Genomic DNA, 15,569 nt, shown 5'->3' on the forward strand with positions numbered 1-15,569 from the left:
GTTTCCGATCCCGCCCTCCCCCTTCCTCCTCACGCGTCCGCTCCCGCTCTCCCCACCTCACGCGTTCGCTCCCGGCCGCCAGATCCCCTGTTTCCGGTCGAGCCACGCGACGACGGCGACGTGCGGGAGCGTCATGGCCGCGATGGCGACGAGCGACACGGCGAGCAGGTCGCCTGGCGCGGCGACCCCGGCGGGGACCGAGAGCCCGACCGCGGCGACGACGAGGAACCCGCCGAGGGTGAGCGGCGCGGCGTCGCGCGCGAACCGGCGGAGCGCGCCGATCACGTCGCCGTCGCCGACCGCCCCCGCCGCCCGCTCGTCCACGAGGACCAGCCGGCCGACGTGGCGGAGCCCGTGCCAGAGCGCGAAGTACACCCCGACCGCGAACACGGGCGCGGCGAGCAGGAACCACGCCCACAGCGCCGCCACCTCCCCGGCGTCGCGGAGCCAGTCGCACCGCGAGGCGCCCGCGCGAACCCGCCGGTACCCCAGTCCGATCGACAGCGCCGTCGCCGCGATCATGAACCCGCCGACGGCCAGCCGCGTCGCCGGGACGAAGACGGGGTCGACCGCGGCCGTCGCGGCGGCCGCGTCGACGACGAACAGGCCGACGACCCACTCGGCGACCAGCCGGTACTCGCCCGGGTGCGCGAGCAGCGGGACGCCCATCGGGAGCCCGCCGCGGACGACGAGGCTCAGCCAGCGCTCCGCGGAGGTAGGGAGGTGGTCGACGCCGGCGGCGGCGAGCACCGCCACGTCGCCCTGCCCCCAGTGGAGCCACGTGAGGAGGATGAACCCGACGAACGCCGCGACCGGCGCGAGGAAGAACGCCGCGACCACCGCACCGCCGAGGACCGCGTAGACGACGGAGACGACCGCGATCGACCGCCGGAGCGAGACGTCCGTCGCCGCGCGCAGGGGGACGAGGTGGTCGACCGCACCGTGGGCCATCCCGACGCCGAGCGTCCCCAGCGCGAACGCCGCGGCGCCGACCTCCACCGGAAACAGGGGGGTCACGGCGCCGACCGGGAGCAGCGCCGCGAGCGCCAGCGCGGGGTAGCGCGCGAACCACCGGTCGACCGCCGACCGGGCGCGCTCGTCGCGCTCGACCGCCGTCGTCTCGCGCCGCGCCGCCGACCGGGCCGCGGTCTCAGTCATCGACGGGGTCGGGGGACTCGGGGTCCGGTTCGGGCGGATCGGGCGTCGGATCGAACGCGTCCACCGTCGACTCGATCGGCCGGCCGCGCCGGTCGTTCCAGTCGAGGACCCACTCGAACAGCACGAGTCCGTTCACCGTCATCACTCCCGCGGAGGCGAAGAAGAGCATCTCCTCGATCGGGAGCCCGAGGACGGCGATCCCGGTCGTCATCTCGGTGGAGAGCCCCCACGTCCCCATCCCGATCGCGATCCGGTCGGCGACCCAGAAGTACGCCGCGGGAATCAGCGTCGCCGCGAGCCACGTCCGCGGCGTCCGGACGAGGTACCCGCCGCCGACCGCCCACTGGAGCGCGAAGACGGGGCCGACCCACGCGATCAGCCCGCCGAGGTAGAGGTACGAGGGGTCGAGCGTCACCAGCCAGAGCCCGGCGACGGCCATCGCGAGGCCGGCGACCACGCCCGCGATCCGCGGCCCTCGGTCGAAATCCCCGTCGCGGAACGTCGGGTCGAACCCGATCAGGTGGAGCGCGAACGCGGTGACCACCGTCTGAACCGTGAAGAAGAGGTACTCGCCGAGCGGGATCGACAGCGCCCGGACGAGCACCGCGCCGTCGGCGTACGACCACGCGCCCCGCCGGATCATGTAGCTGATCCACGGCGTCGTGTACGCGTACGCGATGGCGACGAGGATCGCGATACCGGCCGTCGCCCGGCGGCGTCGAACCACGTCGTACCGCGGCGCGAGGTACCACAGCGCCGCGACCACGGGGAGGCTGAAGACGAGATGGAACTGGAGGTACGTCAGCGTCGGAAGCATCCTATCACCCCACCGGCGCCGTTCATGCCTCTCCGTTCGCTCCGTCGCTTATTAAGGGCCACTCCAAACAGTGTGATCGACCCCGCGATCGACTCCCCGCCATCGGCGGGATCTCGTCCGTCGGAGCTACGCCTCGGCCGACAGCACGCCGTGCCCCTCCAGCACCTTCCCGAGCCGGAACATGGAGGCGACGACGGCGTCGCAGACCGGGCGCACCGCGTCCTTCGGCACGAACCCGACCGCGAGCCCGGCGACCTCCAGCATCGGGAGGTCGTTGGCGCCGTCGCCGATCGCGACCGTCTCCGCCATCGCGAAGCCGAGGTCGTCGGCCAACTCGGCCAGCGCGTCGTCCTTCGTCCCCTCGATGAGCGGCCCCTCGGCGTCCCCGGTGAGCTTCCCGCCGGCCATCGGGAGGCGGTTGGCGACGATCGTGTCGGCCTCGACCCCCGCCTTCGCGAGCGCGCGCTCGACGCCGCGCTCGAACCCGCCCGTGAGCACCGCGACGTGGTGGCCGTCCGCCTGCAGGCGCCCGATCAGCTCCCCCGCGCCCGGCCGGAGCGTCACCTCGTCGAACGCGGCCGCGACCGCCTCGTCGTCGAGCCCGCCGAGCAGCTCCGCCCGTCGGTAGAGGCTCTCGGCGTAGCTGAGCTCGTCGTTCATCGCCCGCTCGGTGATCTCGGCCACCTCGTCGGCGACGCCCGCGCGCTCGGCGAGCAGGACCGTCATCTCGGAGTCGGAGAGCGTACCGTCGAAGTCGAACGCGATCAGGCTCATGGGCTCCGTTCGGCGCGGCGGGGTTTTGAAGCACCTGATCGCGCAACGGACCCCGCACGGCGGGGGCCGTCCCGGAGCGCCGCGCCCTCGGTGGCCTTTTTGCCGGTCGGGACCGTCGCCTCCGACATGGACCGAACCTCCGACGACCGCGCCGACGTCGACGACCTGCTGAAGGTGATTCTGGGGCTCGCTATCGTGTGGCTTCTCCTGGAGATCCTCGGCGCCGTGCTGGAGGTCACGTTCGCGCTCTTGGACGCGCTTCCGACGCTTATCGTCCTCGCGATCGTCGTGTTAATCGCCTTACGGCTCACCGACCGGATCTGAGGCGTGTTCAGCCTGAACGTCCCGCTCCCGCCCGCGCTCGGCGAGCTCGCGGCCGATCTCCACCCGAAACTCTCGGGGTTCGACCGCGTGCGCGACCGTCACACGCTCGTCTGCAAGCGCCTCGGCGTCGGGGACGTCCCGGATCGCGTCGCGGGCGACGCTCCCTCCGCCCCGCCGAACGCCGCTTCCGGCGCCGATCCGACCCTCTCCAAGCCTGACGCGCTCGCGGCGCTCCGCGAGGACCTCCGACCGCTGCTGTCGGGAACCGACCCGTTCGACGTCGCCGTGACCGGCGTCGACGTCTTCGACGCGCCGGCGTCCGGCTCGCGGCCGGTGGTGTACCTCGCGATCGAGAGCGAGGCTCTCGTTCGGCTCCATCACCGTCTGTGCGCCGCTTACGGCGCGATCGAGGGGATCGAGGGCGACGACTTCGTCCCGCACGTCACCCTGGCGCGCGGCGGCAATCCCGACCCGGGCGTCGTGGCCGACCTCGTGAGCGCGGAGATCGAGCCGATCCGGTGGCGCGTCCACGCGATGGAGGTGTACGACCCCGAGTTCCGCGAGGTCGCCGCGACTATCCATTTATAAATAGGCCCCCGTGACTCGTCGGTGAACTGTTTCGAATTCCCACCCGCTCGGCGATACGCTGCTGAACGATGGTTCCGGGGGAAGGCCCCCAAAGCCCCAGCCGCGACGGCTCGCGCGGCTTGCTGCGTTCCTCGCTCGGTCGCTTTCGCTCCCTCGCTGCGGTACTTGCCGCGCCGTGCTTCGCCCTCGCGGCTGCCCCTTTGAGCCCCGCCCCGCACGGCGACTGCACCTCGCGCCCGTCGGGCGCTCGGAGGCGCGCGCCACCGCTATCGATTTATAAATAACACGTCGCCGTCAGCGGTCACTGCTTACCGCCGCCCTCGCTGCTGCCGGCATCGTCGCCCCCGCTCGGCTCGTCGACCGCGTGGTGCGGCCCGACCGGGCCGTGCGTCGGGCAGACACCGGCGATGGGGGTCGCGTTGAGACAACAGGCGCGCTGCCGGCTCGCGATGACGCCCCGCGAGAGGGGCTCGCCGCAGCGCCGGCAGTACGCCGGGGTCCCGGCGTCGGTCATCCCTACCGCTCGCGGATGCGCATCGGTACCGGATGGTCCGGGTGCATCGTCAGCGAACCGCGCAGCGAGAGCTCGGGACCCTCGTACTCGAGGTCGTACTGCGAGCAGACCTTCGCCAGGATCAGCTTCGCCTCCAGCAGCGAGAACGCCTTCCCGATGCAGTGGCGCGGCCCGCCGCCGAACGGGAAGTACGCGAATCGCGGACGCTGGCTCCGACGCTCCGGTTTCCACCGGCTCGGGTCGAACGTCTCGGGGTCGTCGTACCAGCGCGGCGACCGGTGGACTACCCACTGCGACAGCATGAGCGCGGACCCCTCCGGGATCCGGTACCCTCCGATCTTCACGTCGAGCTTCGGCTCGCGGAACAGGGTGTAGACGGGGGGATACAGTCGCATCGACTCGTTGAGCACGCGCTCGGTGTACTTCATCTCGCGGGCGTCGGCGGCGGTGGGGGCGCCGCCGGAGGCGGCGGCGGTCGCGTCGTCCGCTGCGCGACCGCCATCGGTCGCGTCGTCCGATGCGCGACCGCCACCGACCGCCGCTTCGGCCTCCGCGGCCACCCGCTCGCGGGCCTCGGGGTGGTTCGAGAGCAGGTAGAACGTGTACGTCAGCGCGAGCGCCGTCGTGTCGTGGCCCGCCAGTAACATCGTCACCAGCTCGTCGCGGAGGTTCTCGTCGGTCTGCTCGCCGCGGTCGCGGGCGCGTAGGAGGACGGAGAGGAGGTCCATCGGGAGGTCCCCGTCGCCGTCGCCGGCGGGGCCGCGCACCGCGACGCCCTCGGGGCCGGCGGGGTCCACGGACGGGTCGCGCTCGGTCCCGCGCCGGCGCTCCACGATCCCGTCGATCACGGACTCGAGGGTGTCGATGGCGGCGTCGAACTCGCGGTTCTCGCGGGTCGGCACCCAGTTCGGGATCAGGAAGCGGCGGGGGTCGGGCTCGAACCGGGCGCCGAGCGGCTCCAGCTTCTCCTGTACCGTCTTCACCTCCTCGTCGGTGATGTCGGCGCCGAACATCGCCGACACGATGATCTTGACGGTGAGGCGGGCGACTTCGAGCTGGACGTCGACCACGTCGCCGTCGCTCCAGTCCGCGAGCTGCGACTCGGTGTGGTCGACCATCGTCCCCGCGAGCGCCCCGATTCGTTGGTTGTGGAAGGAGGGATTCGCCAGCCTCCGCTGGCGCTGCCACGCCTCGCCCTCGCTCATGAGGAGGCCGTTCCCGAGCAGGGTGTCCATGGCGTCGTCGCCGAACTGCGGCTTCCGGTAGCGCTCGGCGTCGGCGACGAGGACGCGCTCGACGTCGGCGGGGTTCGTCAGCAGGTACGTCTCCCGGGGGCCCAGGTCGAACCGGACGACGTCTCCGTAGCTGTCGGCGCAGGCGCGCATGAACGAAAACGGGTCGTCGGCGTACTGGCGGCCGTTGCCGAAGACGGGATCGCCGATGGGTCCGGGCGGCGTGACGGACATACCAAAAGCAGGGCCTCGGCGAGGTTAAACGTTCGGCGGCGGGGAGAACTGGCGGGCCGTGAGGCGGCCGATAGACCCCGGACCGCTTCGGGTTCGTTCCGCCTACTGCCGGGCGTCCAGCCGCTCGACCCGGGCGATCAGCTCGTCGACGGCGACCTCCTGGTCGTCAGTCGCCTCGACGATGCGGTCGGTCGCGTCCTCGGTGCGGTCGGAGCGCTCGCGGACCGCCTCCAGCGACGACGTGAGCTCCTCGACGGTCGCGGCCTGGTCGTCCGTCGTCCGGGCCACCTCGGCGACGCCCGCGGCCGCCTCGTCGACCGCGTCGGCGATCTCTTCGAGGGAGTCGAGCACCGTCTCGATCTCGGTCCCGGCGTCCTCGATGCGGTCGTGCGAGCGCTCGACGGCGGTGCTCGTCTCGTCGGACTGCGCCTGGAGCTCGGCGAGGCTCTCCGTGATCTCCTCGGTGTAGCCGCGAGTCTCGTCGGCGAGCTTCTTCACCTCCTCGGCGACGACCGCGAAGCCGTCCCCGCCCTCGCCGGCTCGGGCGGCCTCGATGTTGGCGTTCAAGGCGAGCAGGTTCGTCTGCTCGGCGACGTCGGAGATGACCTCGATGACCTCCTCGATGTCGTCCATGCGCTCGGAGAGCGCGCCCACGCTCTCGACGAGCTCGTCGCCGATCTCGACGACGTCCTCGGTCGCCTCGCGGGCGTCCTCGCTGGCGTCGAGCCCCTGGTCGGCGGCCTCGCTGGCGGCGACCGCCGCCGAGTCGACCTGGTCGGCCGTGGCGGCGACTTCCTCCATGCCGGCCGAAAAGGACTGCATCTCGGAGACGCTCTCCTCCAACAGCTCGTTCTGCTCGTCGACGTTCTCGGCGATGTCGGCGGCGGCCCCGCTCGCCTCCTGAACCGTCCGGTCGATCTGGCGCGCCTGCTCGTGGACGCTCTCGGAGAGGTTCTGCAGGTTCTCCGCCATTCCGTTGACGACGCCGATGACGGCCAGCAGCTCCTCGTCGAGGGATTCGCACTCCTCGTGGCAGACGGCGCGAGCGTCGAGGTTCCCCTCGCCGATCTCCTCGGCGGTCTCGCGGATCTCAGAGACCAGCTTCTTCGTCGCGTCGCGCTCGTTGACGTTCTCCGTGCGGTCGATGACGACCTCGGTGACGCCGACGAGCGCGTCGCCGTCGTACAGCGGCGTCGCGGTGAACTCGATGTGCTTCTCGTCGCCGTGGCGGTCCACCATCGTGCTGGTGTCGCGGTAGCGGTTCCGGGCCGCGTCGGGGCGCTCGACGCCGTACGCCTCGTCGGCGGTCTCGGGCGCGTCGAGCACCTTGTCGGCCAGCGTGTCGGCGCGGCGGCCGTCGGGGTAGAACAGCTCCGAGACGTGGCCGTGACCGATCGCGTCCTCTCGCTCGCTCCCGGTGAGCGAGGCGATGGACTCGTTCCACTCCGCGACGTTGCCGTCGGCGTCGAGGATGAACGTCGGCACGCTCGTCGCGTCGAACACCTGCTCGAAGCCGGCCCTGGCCAGCGTCTCGGCGCGGTCGACGCCCCGCTCGTCGGTGATGTCGTACTCCTCGCTCCCGGCAGCGCCGCCCCGACCGGCGTCGTCGGCCCCGATCGGCCGCTCGTCGCCGGCGGGGTCGTCGACGACGACTCCGCCGTCCGGGACCGACCGCGAGTCTCGGTCCCGCCCGAACACGCGCCGGAGCAGCCCTCTGACTCCCGTCATATCTACGTCGCCCTCTCCCAAGCGCCTCTATAAACCGTTCCCCCTGGTATTCAGATATGATAATCAACTCGGTCGCTCCCGTCACCTTCCGCCGCCGCGATCCCGCCCGCAGCGTTCAAACGCGTCCGGCGGCTACCTCGGACCGATGGACGCCGACGCCGTGCGCGAGCGGGCCGCAGACCTCCCCACCGAGCCCGGCGTGTACCAGTTCCGGGCGGGGGAGACCACGCTGTACGTCGGCAAGGCGGTCGACCTCCGGGACCGGGTGCGGTCGTACGCAGACCCGCGCTCGGGGCGGATTCGGGGGATGGTCGCGCGCGCCGACCGGATCGAGTTCGCGGTCACCGACACCGAGACGCAGGCCCTCCTGCTGGAGGCGAACCTCATCAAGCGGCTCCAGCCCCGGTTCAACGTCCGGTTGAAAGACGACAAGTCGTACCCGCTGATCGCCCTGACCGACCACCCGGTCCCCCGGATCGAGGTCACCCGCGACCCGGAGGAGGGCGCGGTCGCGTACGGCCCGTTCACCGACAAGGGCCGCGTCGAGACCGTGGTGAAGGCGATCCGCGACGAGTACCGGCTCCGCGGCTGCTCGGACCACAAGTACGCGAACCGCGACCGACCCTGCCTCGACTACGAGATGGGGATCTGCTCGGCCCCCTGCACCGGCGAGATCGACCCCGAGAGCTACGCCGAGGACGTGGCCGCGGTCCACCGCTTCTTGGAGGGCGAGACGGGCGTCCTCGCCGACCCTCTACGCCGGCGGATGGAGACCGCCGCCGAGGGCGCCGAGTTCGAGCGCGCCGCCAACCTCCGGGACCGCCTCGAGGCGGTCGAGGCGTTCCACGGCGAGGGCGGCGAGGCCGTCAGCGACCGGTCCGACGACCGCACCGTCGACGTGCTCGCGGCCGCCGTCGAGGGCGACGTCGCCCGCGTCGCCCGGCTCCACAGCGAGCGCGGCCAGCTGGTCGACCGGAGCCGCCACCGGTTGGACGCGGCGGCGGTGGGGGAGGGGGATGAGGAAACCGACGCGACCCCCGGCGACGCCCCCGCCAACCCCGACGCCAACACCCCCGCCGCGGTGCTGTCGGCGTTCCTCACGCAGTACTACGCCGAGCGGGAGTTCCCGGACGCGGTCCTCCTCGCGGAGCGCCCGTCGGACCCGGACGTGGTCGACTGGCTGGAAGGGGAGGGGGTCGCGGTGCGGGTCCCCGGCGCGGGCCGCGAGGCGAAGCTCGTCGAGCTCGCGCTCAAGAACGCCCGCAAGCGCGGCGGCCGCGACGACCCCGCCGGCGCGCTGGGCGACCGGCTCGGGATCGACCGCCCGGCCCGGATCGAGGGGTTCGACGTGAGCCACGCGCAGGGGACCGCGGTGGTCGGCTCCGACGTCTGCTTCGTCGACGGGAGCGCCGAGACGGCCGACTACCGCCGGAAGAAGCTCACCGACCGCAACGACGACTACGCGAACATGCGCGAGCTGATCCGGTGGCGCGCCGAGCGCGCGGTCGAGGGCCGCGACGACCGGCCCGACCCCGACCTCCTGCTCATCGACGGCGGCGAGGGACAGCTCGGCGCCGCCCGCGACGCGCTCGCGGAGACCGGCTGGGACGTGCCCGTCGTCGCGCTCGCGAAGGCCGAGGAGCTGGTCGTCACCCCGACCGGCACCCGCCGGTGGGACGACGACGCCCCCGAGCTGCACCTGCTCCAGCGGGTGCGCGACGAGGCGCACCGCTTCGCCGTCTCCTACCACCAGACCGTCCGCGACGAGGTGCGGACCGTCCTCGACGACGTGCCCGGCGTCGGCCCCGAGACCCGCCGTCGGCTCCTCCGGCGGTTCGGATCGGTCGAGAGCGTCCGCGACGCGTCCGTCGACGACCTCACCGACGTCGACGGGGTCGGCGAGGCGATCGCCGAGACGCTCCGCGAGCGCTTATAACCGCTCGCGGAGCGTCTCGGGAACCGCTTTCACCGAGCGGCGATCCGGGGTCGTTCACACCACCTGCTCGCCGTCGTCCTCGTACACCTCGATAGCGTCGACCGGGCAGACCCGCGCCGCGAACTTCGCGTCGAACTCCTCGCCGTCGGGCACGTCGACGACGAACAGGTCCTCTTCCTCCTCTTCGCTCCCTTTTAAATCAGCCTTCCCGTCGTTCAGGTTCTTCTCGAAGGCGTCCCACTCGGCGACGCACTGGTACATCCCGACACAGGTGTCGCGGTCGAACTTCACGTACATGGGTTTCGGTTGGATGAGGCGGTACAAAGCCGTGGCGACGAGCGTTGTGAGACTTCGGTCGATTCGGGTTCGACGACAGGCCACCGGAGAACCGCCTCCAAAGCCCCGGTCACCCCTTTGAGTCCCGCTCCGCCCCGCACGGCAACCGCACCTCACGCCTCCCCGGCCTCGCGGCTCCCTCGCTTCGCTCCGGTCGCCGCGTCCCTCGCGTGCTGCTCGGCCGCGAGTGCGGCCTCGCAGGCACGCGCCGACAGCATTCGGTCGGTCGAGCGCGGGACGTACCCTCGACTTCGCCTCGCGCCGACCGGCCTTTTTAAGCGTCGCAGGGACCGATCCCCGCCTATGACCACGGTCTGGCTCGTCGACCGACAGTTCGACTCGAAGGGGCTCGTGCGGCTCACGTACGCCACGGAGGACGGCGAGCGCGTCCACACGAAGGAGCTAGCCGAGCAGCGACTCGTCACGGGCGACGGGATCACCGCCGGCCGCGACGTCGACGAGAGCGCGCTCGGCGAGAGCCCGGACGACGAGGTCGAGCGGTTCGCCGCGGAGGCGTCGCGGATGGCGGCCGAGCACGACCCGGACGACCGGGTCTGAGCGTCCTGCCCCGGAGTTCCGCCCCGCACAACCGAGTCCGTTAAGGGGGAACCGCCGGAAGATGCGCGTGAAATGCCCAGTGGTGAGTACGACCCCGACACCGTCGAGCCGCGGTGGCAGCGGCGATGGGTCGACGAGGAGACATACGCCTACCCCGACGACGACCCGGTCGACCCGAACACCGTCTTCTCCATCGACACGCCCCCGCCGACGGTGTCGGGGAGCCTCCACATGGGCCACCTGTACGGGTTCACCCTCCAGGACTTCGTCGCGCGCTTCGAGCGGATGAACGGCGGCGAGACGTTCTTCCCGTTCGGCTACGACGACAACGGGATCGCCTCCGAGCGGCTCACCGAGGACGAGCTCGACGTCCGCCACCAGGAGTTCGAGCGCCGCGAGTTCCAGGCGAAGTGCCGGGAGGTGTGCGCGCAGTACGAGGAGCAGTTCACCGAGAACGTCCAGTCGCTCGGCGTCTCCGTCGACTGGGACCACACCTACCAGACGATCGAGCCGCGCGTCCAGCGCGTCTCCCAGCTGTCGTTCCTCGACCTGTACGAGCAGGGCCGGGAGTACCGCGAGAAGGCCCCCGCGATCTGGTGTCCCGAGTGCGAGACCGCCATCTCGCAGGTCGAGACCGAGGACGACGAGCAGGACAGCCACTTCAACGACATCGCGTTCCCCGTCGTCGGGAGCGACGCCGAGGATGACGGCGCCGACGAGTTCGTCATCTCGACGACGCGGCCCGAGCTCCTCCCGGCCTGCGTCGCCGTCTTCGTCCACCCCGACGACGACGAGAACCAGGGCCTCGTCGGCGAGTCTGCCGAGGTCCCGCTGTTCGGCCACGAGGTGCCGATCGTCGCCGACGAGCGCGTCGACATGGAGACGGGCTCCGGCATCGTGATGTGCTGTACGTTCGGCGATCAGAACGACATCGAGTGGTACCAGGTCCACGACCTGGACCTCCGGGTCGCCATCGACGAGTCCGGCCACATGACCGACGTCGCAGAGGGGTACGAAGGGATGCACTCCTCGGAGGCGGCCGAGGCCATCGTCGAGGACCTCGACGACGAGGGCGCCCTCCTCGACCGCCGCGACATCACCCACACGGTCAACGTCCACGAGCGCTGCGGGACGAGCGTCGAGTTCCTCGTCACCGAGCAGTGGTACATCGAGATGCTCGACAAGACCGACGAGTACCTCGAGATCGGCCGGGAGATGGAGTGGTCCCCGGAGAAGATGTTCACCCGGTACGAGCACTGGGTCGAGGGGCTCCAGTGGGACTGGCTCATCTCCCGCCAGCGCTCCTCGGGCATCCCGTTCCCGGTGTGGTACTGCGGGGACTGCGGGGAAACTGTGGTCGCCGAGAAGGCCGACCTCCCCGTCGACCCCCTCTCCGACGACCCGCCCGTCGACGCGTGTCCCGCGTGCGGGCACGACGCGTTCGAGCCCGAGGACGACGTGCTCGACACGTGGGCCACCTCCAGCCTGACGCCGCTGATCAACGCCGGCTGGGACTGGGACGACGAGGCCGGAGAGTTCACGATGGAGCACCCGGAGCTGTACCGGTTCGACCTCCGGCCGCAGGGCCACGACATCATCAGCTTCTGGCTGTTCCACACGCTCGTCAAGTGCTACGAGCACACCGGCGAGGTCCCGTTCGAGGAGACCATGATCAACGGGCACGTCCTCGACGAGAACCGCGAGAAGATGTCGAAGTCCGTCGGCAACGTCGTCGAGCCCGAGGAGGTGCTGGCGGAGTTCCCGGTCGACGCCACGCGCTACTGGGCCGCCGGCACCGCCGTCGGCGACGACTTCCCGTTCAAGGAGAAGGACCTCCGCGCGGGCGAGAAGCTGATCCGCAAGCTGTGGAACGCCTCCAAGCTCGTGGAGTCGCTGGCGCCGGAGCCGTACCCGGACGCGCCGGCCGACGGGGAGCTCCGCGAGCTCGACCGCTGGCTGCTCGCCGAGCTCGACGACCGGGTCGAGCGGCTCACCGACCTGTTCGAGGACCGGGCGTTCTCGAAAGCCCGCGACGAGCTCCGGAGCTTCTTCTGGAACACGTTCTGCGACGACTACCTGGAGATCGCCAAGCAGCGCGAGGACGCCGCCGCGGCGTACACGCTCCGGACGGCGCACCGGCGGTTCCTGAAGCTGTTCGCGCCCCTGCTCGCGCACGTGACCGAGGAGCTCTGGCACGACATGTACGCCGAGGAGGCGAGCGACCCCGACGCGGTCGACGCCGCCGTCGCCGACGGCGCCCGCGACTCGATACACCTCGCCGACTGGCCCGAGCCGCTCGGGCTGGAGGCGGACCACGAGGCCGGCGCCGCCGCTACGGCCGTCGTCGGCGCCCTCCGGAAGTACAAGAGCGAGAACCAGCTCCCCCTGAACGCCGAGCTCGACGCCGTCGAGGTGTACGCGGACGTCCGCGGCTTCGAGGACGACGTGACGGGCGTGATGCACGTCGCCGACCTCGCGGTCCACCCCGACGCCGACGCGCCGGTCGAGACGGTGATCACCGGGATCGACCTCGACTACGCGACGGTCGGCCCGAAGTACGGGAACCGGGTCGGCGACATCGAGGCCGCGATCGCGCGGGAGGAGTACGAGATCGACGGCGACGAGCTTCACGTCGACGGCGTCACGCTCACCGGCGACGAGTTCTCGATCGAAGAGGAGCGGCAGTACCGGGGCGACGGGGAGCTGTTGGAGGCCGACGACGTCGTCGTCATCGTCAGCGAGGCGTAGGCCGACCGCGGACCGTCGACGCTCCACTCCGTTCTAACGCTCCGCTCCGTTCTACAGGTCCGCGCCGACCGCGTCGTCGACGGAGTCGAACCCGTCCCGGTCGAGCAGTTCGAGGAGTCCCTCGTTGATCTCGCGGGCGAGGCTCGGCCCCTCGTACACGAGCCCCGTGTACAGCTGGACGAGCGAGGCGCCGGCGCGTATCTTCTCGTAGGCGCCCGCCGCGTCCGAGATCCCGCCGACGCCGATCACCGGGACGTCGGTGCGCTCGGCGACGAACCGGATCCGGTCGGTCGCGAGGTCCTCGATCGGCTTCCCGGAGAGGCCGCCCCGTTCGGCGCGGTTGTGGCTCCGCAGCGACTCCGGGCGGGAGGTCGTGGTGTTGGTCGCGATGACGCCGTCGAGGTCGAGGTCGTCGACGACGCCGAGCGCGTCCTCGACCGCGGGCTCCGGGAGGTCCGGCGAGAGCTTCACGAGGAGGGGGCTCGCGCCCGCGTCGTCGAGCCCCCCGAGTATCTCCTCGAGGGCGTCGCGGTTCTGCAGCTCCCGGAGCCCGGGCGTGTTCGGGCTCGAGACGTTGACGACGAAGTAGTCGCCCGCGTCCGCGACGCGCTCGTAGGTGTACAGGTAGTCGTCCGGCGCGTCGGCGAGCGGCGTCGACTTCGACTTCCCGATGTTGATCCCGACGGGCACGTCGGGCAGGGGCTCGCGGTCGAGCCGATCGCCGACTGCGTCCGCGCCCTCGTTGTTGAACCCCATCCGGTTGATCAACGCCTCGTCCTCGCGGAGACGGAACAGCCGCGGTCGCGGGTTCCCCGGCTGCCGCTCGGCCGTCACTCCGCCGACCTCAACGTGGCCGAACCCGAGCGCGGCGAGCGCGCGCGGCACCTCCGCGTTCTTGTCGAAGCCGGCGGCCACGCCGACCGGGTTCGGGAACGCGTTTCCGAACGCCTCGACCCGCAGCCGAGGGTCGTCGACGACGTACCGCCCGCGCAGCGCGCTCTCGACCGGAGTTCCCTGTGCGGTCCGCAACAGTCGGTGCGTCATGCCGTGTGCCGTCTCCGCCGGCAGGCCGAACAGCGCCGGCTTCAACAGGTCGTACGCGCCCATCGTTTCGGACTCGTCGCGAGCGGGCATCAATCCGCCGACCGACGGTAGCTGTCGGCGGCGTCTCGCACGCCGCGTCACAGCGTCGCGGTCGCTCGCGGCGGTGAGTCGGTGACCCGGGGGCAGGTCGAAGAAGAGATCCGGTTCAGAAGTCGTGCTCGAGCTGCTCGGGGTTGGAGTCCGCCTTCTGGATGATTATCTTCCCGTCTCGGACCCTGACGAACACCTCGTCGCCGATCTCCATACCGGCGACGGCGAGCTCGTCCTCGTGGAGGTTCACGTGGACGTTGTGGTACTCCCCCTCGTCGTCCTTGGCGCCACTGGGGCTGAGCTTCTTTTTACGGACCATCGCGGTTGTACTGGTCGCACTTCGCCATAGCAGACACATAAGTGTTGTTTACCCGAATCCGCACTCCTCGGGCACTCCGAGCGGTTCGGGCTCCGATTCGGCGGCTTCGGCTCGTGATTCCCTCTCTGCGGTCGCCCGCGCGAGACGCACCGCGATCGGTCCGTCGCGACCGGTCCGTTCACGGTGCGTCTCGTCCGACCGCTCTGAATCGGACGATCCCGATCGGCCAAAACCGCTAGCCGGGACGGAGTTACTATATAAACGTTTTGCTGATCAGCTTTCATTTACCCGATATATTTATTACACACTGTGTGCTGGGTTCGCATGGAGCATAAACCATGGTACGTGAAGACGGTAAGCGAAACTTCGCCCTTCGAGAGGCAGACGGATCGGAACCGAGCGAGTTCTCCGGAAACATGCCCCGTCAGGCCGCGCTCAAAGCGGCTCGAACGCTCGAGCCGGCCCCCTCCGAGGAGGAGGCGGACCGAACCACGCTTCGGCTCCGCGAGAAGGGGACGAAAAAGGTCCACGAGTACGAGGGGTGGGCCTGGAAGGACAGCGCCCCCGAAGTCGACGAGGCGGACGACGACTTCTGGCTCAACGACCTCGACGACATCACGAAAGCCAACGTCTCGAAGAAGGGAATTGAGTACATCGACGAGGAGTAGCCGCCGGGGCCGTTCGACCTTTTTTGCTACCAGCGCCGCGTAGCTGTGAGTCCGTTCACAGTTCCCCGGCATGAAACCGCATGACGTGGCGGTGTTGCTTCGACGGGGTTAAATACAACCCGGGCATCGTGACTAATGCGAAGAACGCATCCGCGAACTCGGGCCGTTCAACCCGGCCCGGTTTCGCTGGACTTGGACCGCTTCGATGGGTTTATGACCCTTCGAAGGGTACAATCAAGTCCGCGAAGATGAGGATTTCGCCCCCTGCGCTCCGGCGTAAGAGGAAATCTGATGTGAGCCATGGTAGTTCGGTGTCATCCAGATCGCTGGCTGACCCGGACACCATATAGACCATGCAATGGTGTTTTGACTCATCGCGAGTCAAAACCCGCCAACACCCCCTCTGAGCCGGGAACCAGGTTCAGAGGTTATACATTCCGGTTGATCCTGCCGGAGGCCATTGCTATTGGGATTCGATTTAGCCATGCTAGTCGCACGAGT

Annotated in this window: 15 protein-coding genes and 1 rRNA gene; 7 read left to right on the forward strand and 9 right to left on the reverse strand. The window is 70.2% G+C overall.

Annotated features, from left to right (window positions below):
• Positions 1 to 57: 57 nt before the first annotated feature.
• From FGM06_RS07460 to serB, 3 genes are all read right to left on the reverse strand, one after another.
• Positions 58 to 1,158 carry a Brp/Blh family beta-carotene 15,15'-dioxygenase gene (locus tag FGM06_RS07460; protein WP_144798471.1) on the reverse strand — a complete coding sequence of 367 codons (1,101 nt, stop codon included), beginning with the start codon at positions 1,156 to 1,158 and terminating at the stop codon, positions 58 to 60.
• Positions 1,151 to 1,975, reverse strand: a complete 825-nt coding sequence (locus FGM06_RS07465; protein WP_144798472.1) for a lycopene cyclase domain-containing protein — start codon at positions 1,973 to 1,975, stop codon at positions 1,151 to 1,153. The genes FGM06_RS07460 and FGM06_RS07465 overlap by 8 nt, the downstream gene beginning before the upstream one ends.
• Before the next feature lie 126 nt (positions 1,976 to 2,101).
• Positions 2,102 to 2,749 carry a phosphoserine phosphatase SerB gene (serB, locus tag FGM06_RS07470; RefSeq protein WP_144798473.1) on the reverse strand — a complete coding sequence of 216 codons (648 nt, stop codon included), beginning with the start codon at positions 2,747 to 2,749 and terminating at the stop codon, positions 2,102 to 2,104.
• Between the two features lie 126 nt (positions 2,750 to 2,875).
• Here serB and FGM06_RS07475 point away from each other — a divergent pair, with 126 nt between their 5' ends.
• A complete protein-coding gene (locus tag FGM06_RS07475) occupies positions 2,876 to 3,073 on the forward strand; it encodes a DUF7554 family protein (protein ID WP_144798474.1) in 198 nt (65 codons plus the stop codon).
• A gap of 3 nt (positions 3,074 to 3,076) precedes the next feature.
• Entirely contained in the window at positions 3,077 to 3,661 is a 585-nt protein-coding gene (locus tag FGM06_RS07480) for a 2'-5' RNA ligase family protein (protein ID WP_144798475.1), read from the forward strand.
• Positions 3,662 to 3,962: 301 nt separating this feature from the next.
• Here FGM06_RS07480 and FGM06_RS07485 read toward each other — a convergent pair whose 3' ends face one another.
• The 3 genes from FGM06_RS07485 to FGM06_RS07495 form a co-directional block, all read right to left on the reverse strand.
• On the reverse strand, positions 3,963 to 4,175 hold the full coding sequence (locus tag FGM06_RS07485; RefSeq protein WP_144798476.1) for a hypothetical protein: 213 nt from the start codon (positions 4,173 to 4,175) through the stop codon (positions 3,963 to 3,965).
• Positions 4,176 to 4,177: 2 nt separating this feature from the next.
• Entirely contained in the window at positions 4,178 to 5,641 is a 1,464-nt protein-coding gene (locus FGM06_RS07490; RefSeq protein ID WP_144798477.1) for a cytochrome P450, read from the reverse strand.
• Between the two features lie 102 nt (positions 5,642 to 5,743).
• A complete protein-coding gene (locus FGM06_RS07495; RefSeq protein WP_144798478.1) occupies positions 5,744 to 7,369 on the reverse strand; it encodes a methyl-accepting chemotaxis protein in 1,626 nt (541 codons plus the stop codon).
• A 145-nt stretch (positions 7,370 to 7,514) separates the two neighbouring features.
• Here FGM06_RS07495 and FGM06_RS07500 point away from each other — a divergent pair, with 145 nt between their 5' ends.
• Positions 7,515 to 9,305 carry an excinuclease ABC subunit C gene (locus tag FGM06_RS07500; protein WP_144798479.1) on the forward strand — a complete coding sequence of 597 codons (1,791 nt, stop codon included), beginning with the start codon at positions 7,515 to 7,517 and terminating at the stop codon, positions 9,303 to 9,305.
• Positions 9,306 to 9,359: 54 nt separating this feature from the next.
• Here the strand turns inward: FGM06_RS07500 and FGM06_RS07505 are convergent, their stop codons facing one another.
• Positions 9,360 to 9,602 (reverse strand): ferredoxin, encoded by a 243-nt coding sequence (locus FGM06_RS07505; protein WP_144798480.1) that lies wholly within the window; start codon positions 9,600 to 9,602, stop codon positions 9,360 to 9,362.
• Positions 9,603 to 9,944: 342 nt separating this feature from the next.
• Between FGM06_RS07505 and FGM06_RS07510 the strand changes: the two genes are divergently transcribed.
• A complete protein-coding gene (locus tag FGM06_RS07510; protein WP_144798481.1) occupies positions 9,945 to 10,199 on the forward strand; it encodes a hypothetical protein in 255 nt (84 codons plus the stop codon).
• A gap of 72 nt (positions 10,200 to 10,271) precedes the next feature.
• Positions 10,272 to 12,947, forward strand: a complete 2,676-nt coding sequence (locus FGM06_RS07515) for a valine--tRNA ligase (protein WP_144798482.1) — start codon at positions 10,272 to 10,274, stop codon at positions 12,945 to 12,947.
• Positions 12,948 to 12,998: 51 nt separating this feature from the next.
• Here the strand turns inward: FGM06_RS07515 and FGM06_RS07520 are convergent, their stop codons facing one another.
• Together FGM06_RS07520 and FGM06_RS07525 are read right to left on the reverse strand one after the other, a co-directional pair.
• A complete protein-coding gene (locus FGM06_RS07520) occupies positions 12,999 to 14,054 on the reverse strand; it encodes a quinone-dependent dihydroorotate dehydrogenase (RefSeq protein WP_144798551.1) in 1,056 nt (351 codons plus the stop codon).
• Positions 14,055 to 14,196: 142 nt separating this feature from the next.
• Positions 14,197 to 14,400 (reverse strand): hypothetical protein, encoded by a 204-nt coding sequence (locus FGM06_RS07525; protein ID WP_092564125.1) that lies wholly within the window; start codon positions 14,398 to 14,400, stop codon positions 14,197 to 14,199.
• Between the two features lie 338 nt (positions 14,401 to 14,738).
• Here FGM06_RS07525 and FGM06_RS07530 point away from each other — a divergent pair, with 338 nt between their 5' ends.
• Both FGM06_RS07530 and FGM06_RS07535 read left to right on the forward strand, forming a co-directional pair.
• The gene (locus tag FGM06_RS07530; protein WP_144798483.1) at positions 14,739 to 15,068 is read left to right on the forward strand and encodes a non-histone chromosomal MC1 family protein; all 330 of its coding nucleotides are present in this window, start codon (positions 14,739 to 14,741) and stop codon (positions 15,066 to 15,068) included.
• A gap of 434 nt (positions 15,069 to 15,502) precedes the next feature.
• A 16S ribosomal RNA gene (locus FGM06_RS07535) occupies positions 15,503 to 15,569 on the forward strand; the annotation flags it as partial.

It is taken from the genome of Halorubrum depositum (assembly GCF_007671725.1).
GTDB classification, from domain to species: domain Archaea; phylum Halobacteriota; class Halobacteria; order Halobacteriales; family Haloferacaceae; genus Halorubrum; species Halorubrum depositum.

What these genes read in the sequence shown, in the direction of transcription:
- serB (WP_144798473.1), bottom strand. Translation starts at nt 2,749, where the DNA reads ATGAGCCTGATCGCGTTCGACTTCGACGGTACGCTCTCCGACTCCGAG.
- FGM06_RS07475 (WP_144798474.1), top strand. Translation starts at nt 2,876, where the DNA reads ATGGACCGAACCTCCGACGACCGCGCCGACGTCGACGACCTGCTGAAG.
- FGM06_RS07500 (WP_144798479.1), top strand. Translation starts at nt 7,515, where the DNA reads ATGGACGCCGACGCCGTGCGCGAGCGGGCCGCAGACCTCCCCACCGAG.
- FGM06_RS07525 (WP_092564125.1), bottom strand. Translation starts at nt 14,400, where the DNA reads ATGGTCCGTAAAAAGAAGCTCAGCCCCAGTGGCGCCAAGGACGACGAG.
- FGM06_RS07460 (WP_144798471.1), bottom strand. Translation starts at nt 1,158, where the DNA reads ATGACTGAGACCGCGGCCCGGTCGGCGGCGCGGCGCGAGACGACGGCG.
- FGM06_RS07465 (WP_144798472.1), bottom strand. Translation starts at nt 1,975, where the DNA reads ATGCTTCCGACGCTGACGTACCTCCAGTTCCATCTCGTCTTCAGCCTC.
- FGM06_RS07505 (WP_144798480.1), bottom strand. Translation starts at nt 9,602, where the DNA reads ATGTACGTGAAGTTCGACCGCGACACCTGTGTCGGGATGTACCAGTGC.
- FGM06_RS07495 (WP_144798478.1), bottom strand. Translation starts at nt 7,369, where the DNA reads ATGACGGGAGTCAGAGGGCTGCTCCGGCGCGTGTTCGGGCGGGACCGA.
- FGM06_RS07515 (WP_144798482.1), top strand. Translation starts at nt 10,272, where the DNA reads ATGCCCAGTGGTGAGTACGACCCCGACACCGTCGAGCCGCGGTGGCAG.
- FGM06_RS07530 (WP_144798483.1), top strand. Translation starts at nt 14,739, where the DNA reads ATGGTACGTGAAGACGGTAAGCGAAACTTCGCCCTTCGAGAGGCAGAC.
- FGM06_RS07485 (WP_144798476.1), bottom strand. Translation starts at nt 4,175, where the DNA reads ATGACCGACGCCGGGACCCCGGCGTACTGCCGGCGCTGCGGCGAGCCC.
- FGM06_RS07510 (WP_144798481.1), top strand. Translation starts at nt 9,945, where the DNA reads ATGACCACGGTCTGGCTCGTCGACCGACAGTTCGACTCGAAGGGGCTC.
- FGM06_RS07490 (WP_144798477.1), bottom strand. Translation starts at nt 5,641, where the DNA reads ATGTCCGTCACGCCGCCCGGACCCATCGGCGATCCCGTCTTCGGCAAC.
- FGM06_RS07520 (WP_144798551.1), bottom strand. Translation starts at nt 14,054, where the DNA reads ATGGGCGCGTACGACCTGTTGAAGCCGGCGCTGTTCGGCCTGCCGGCG.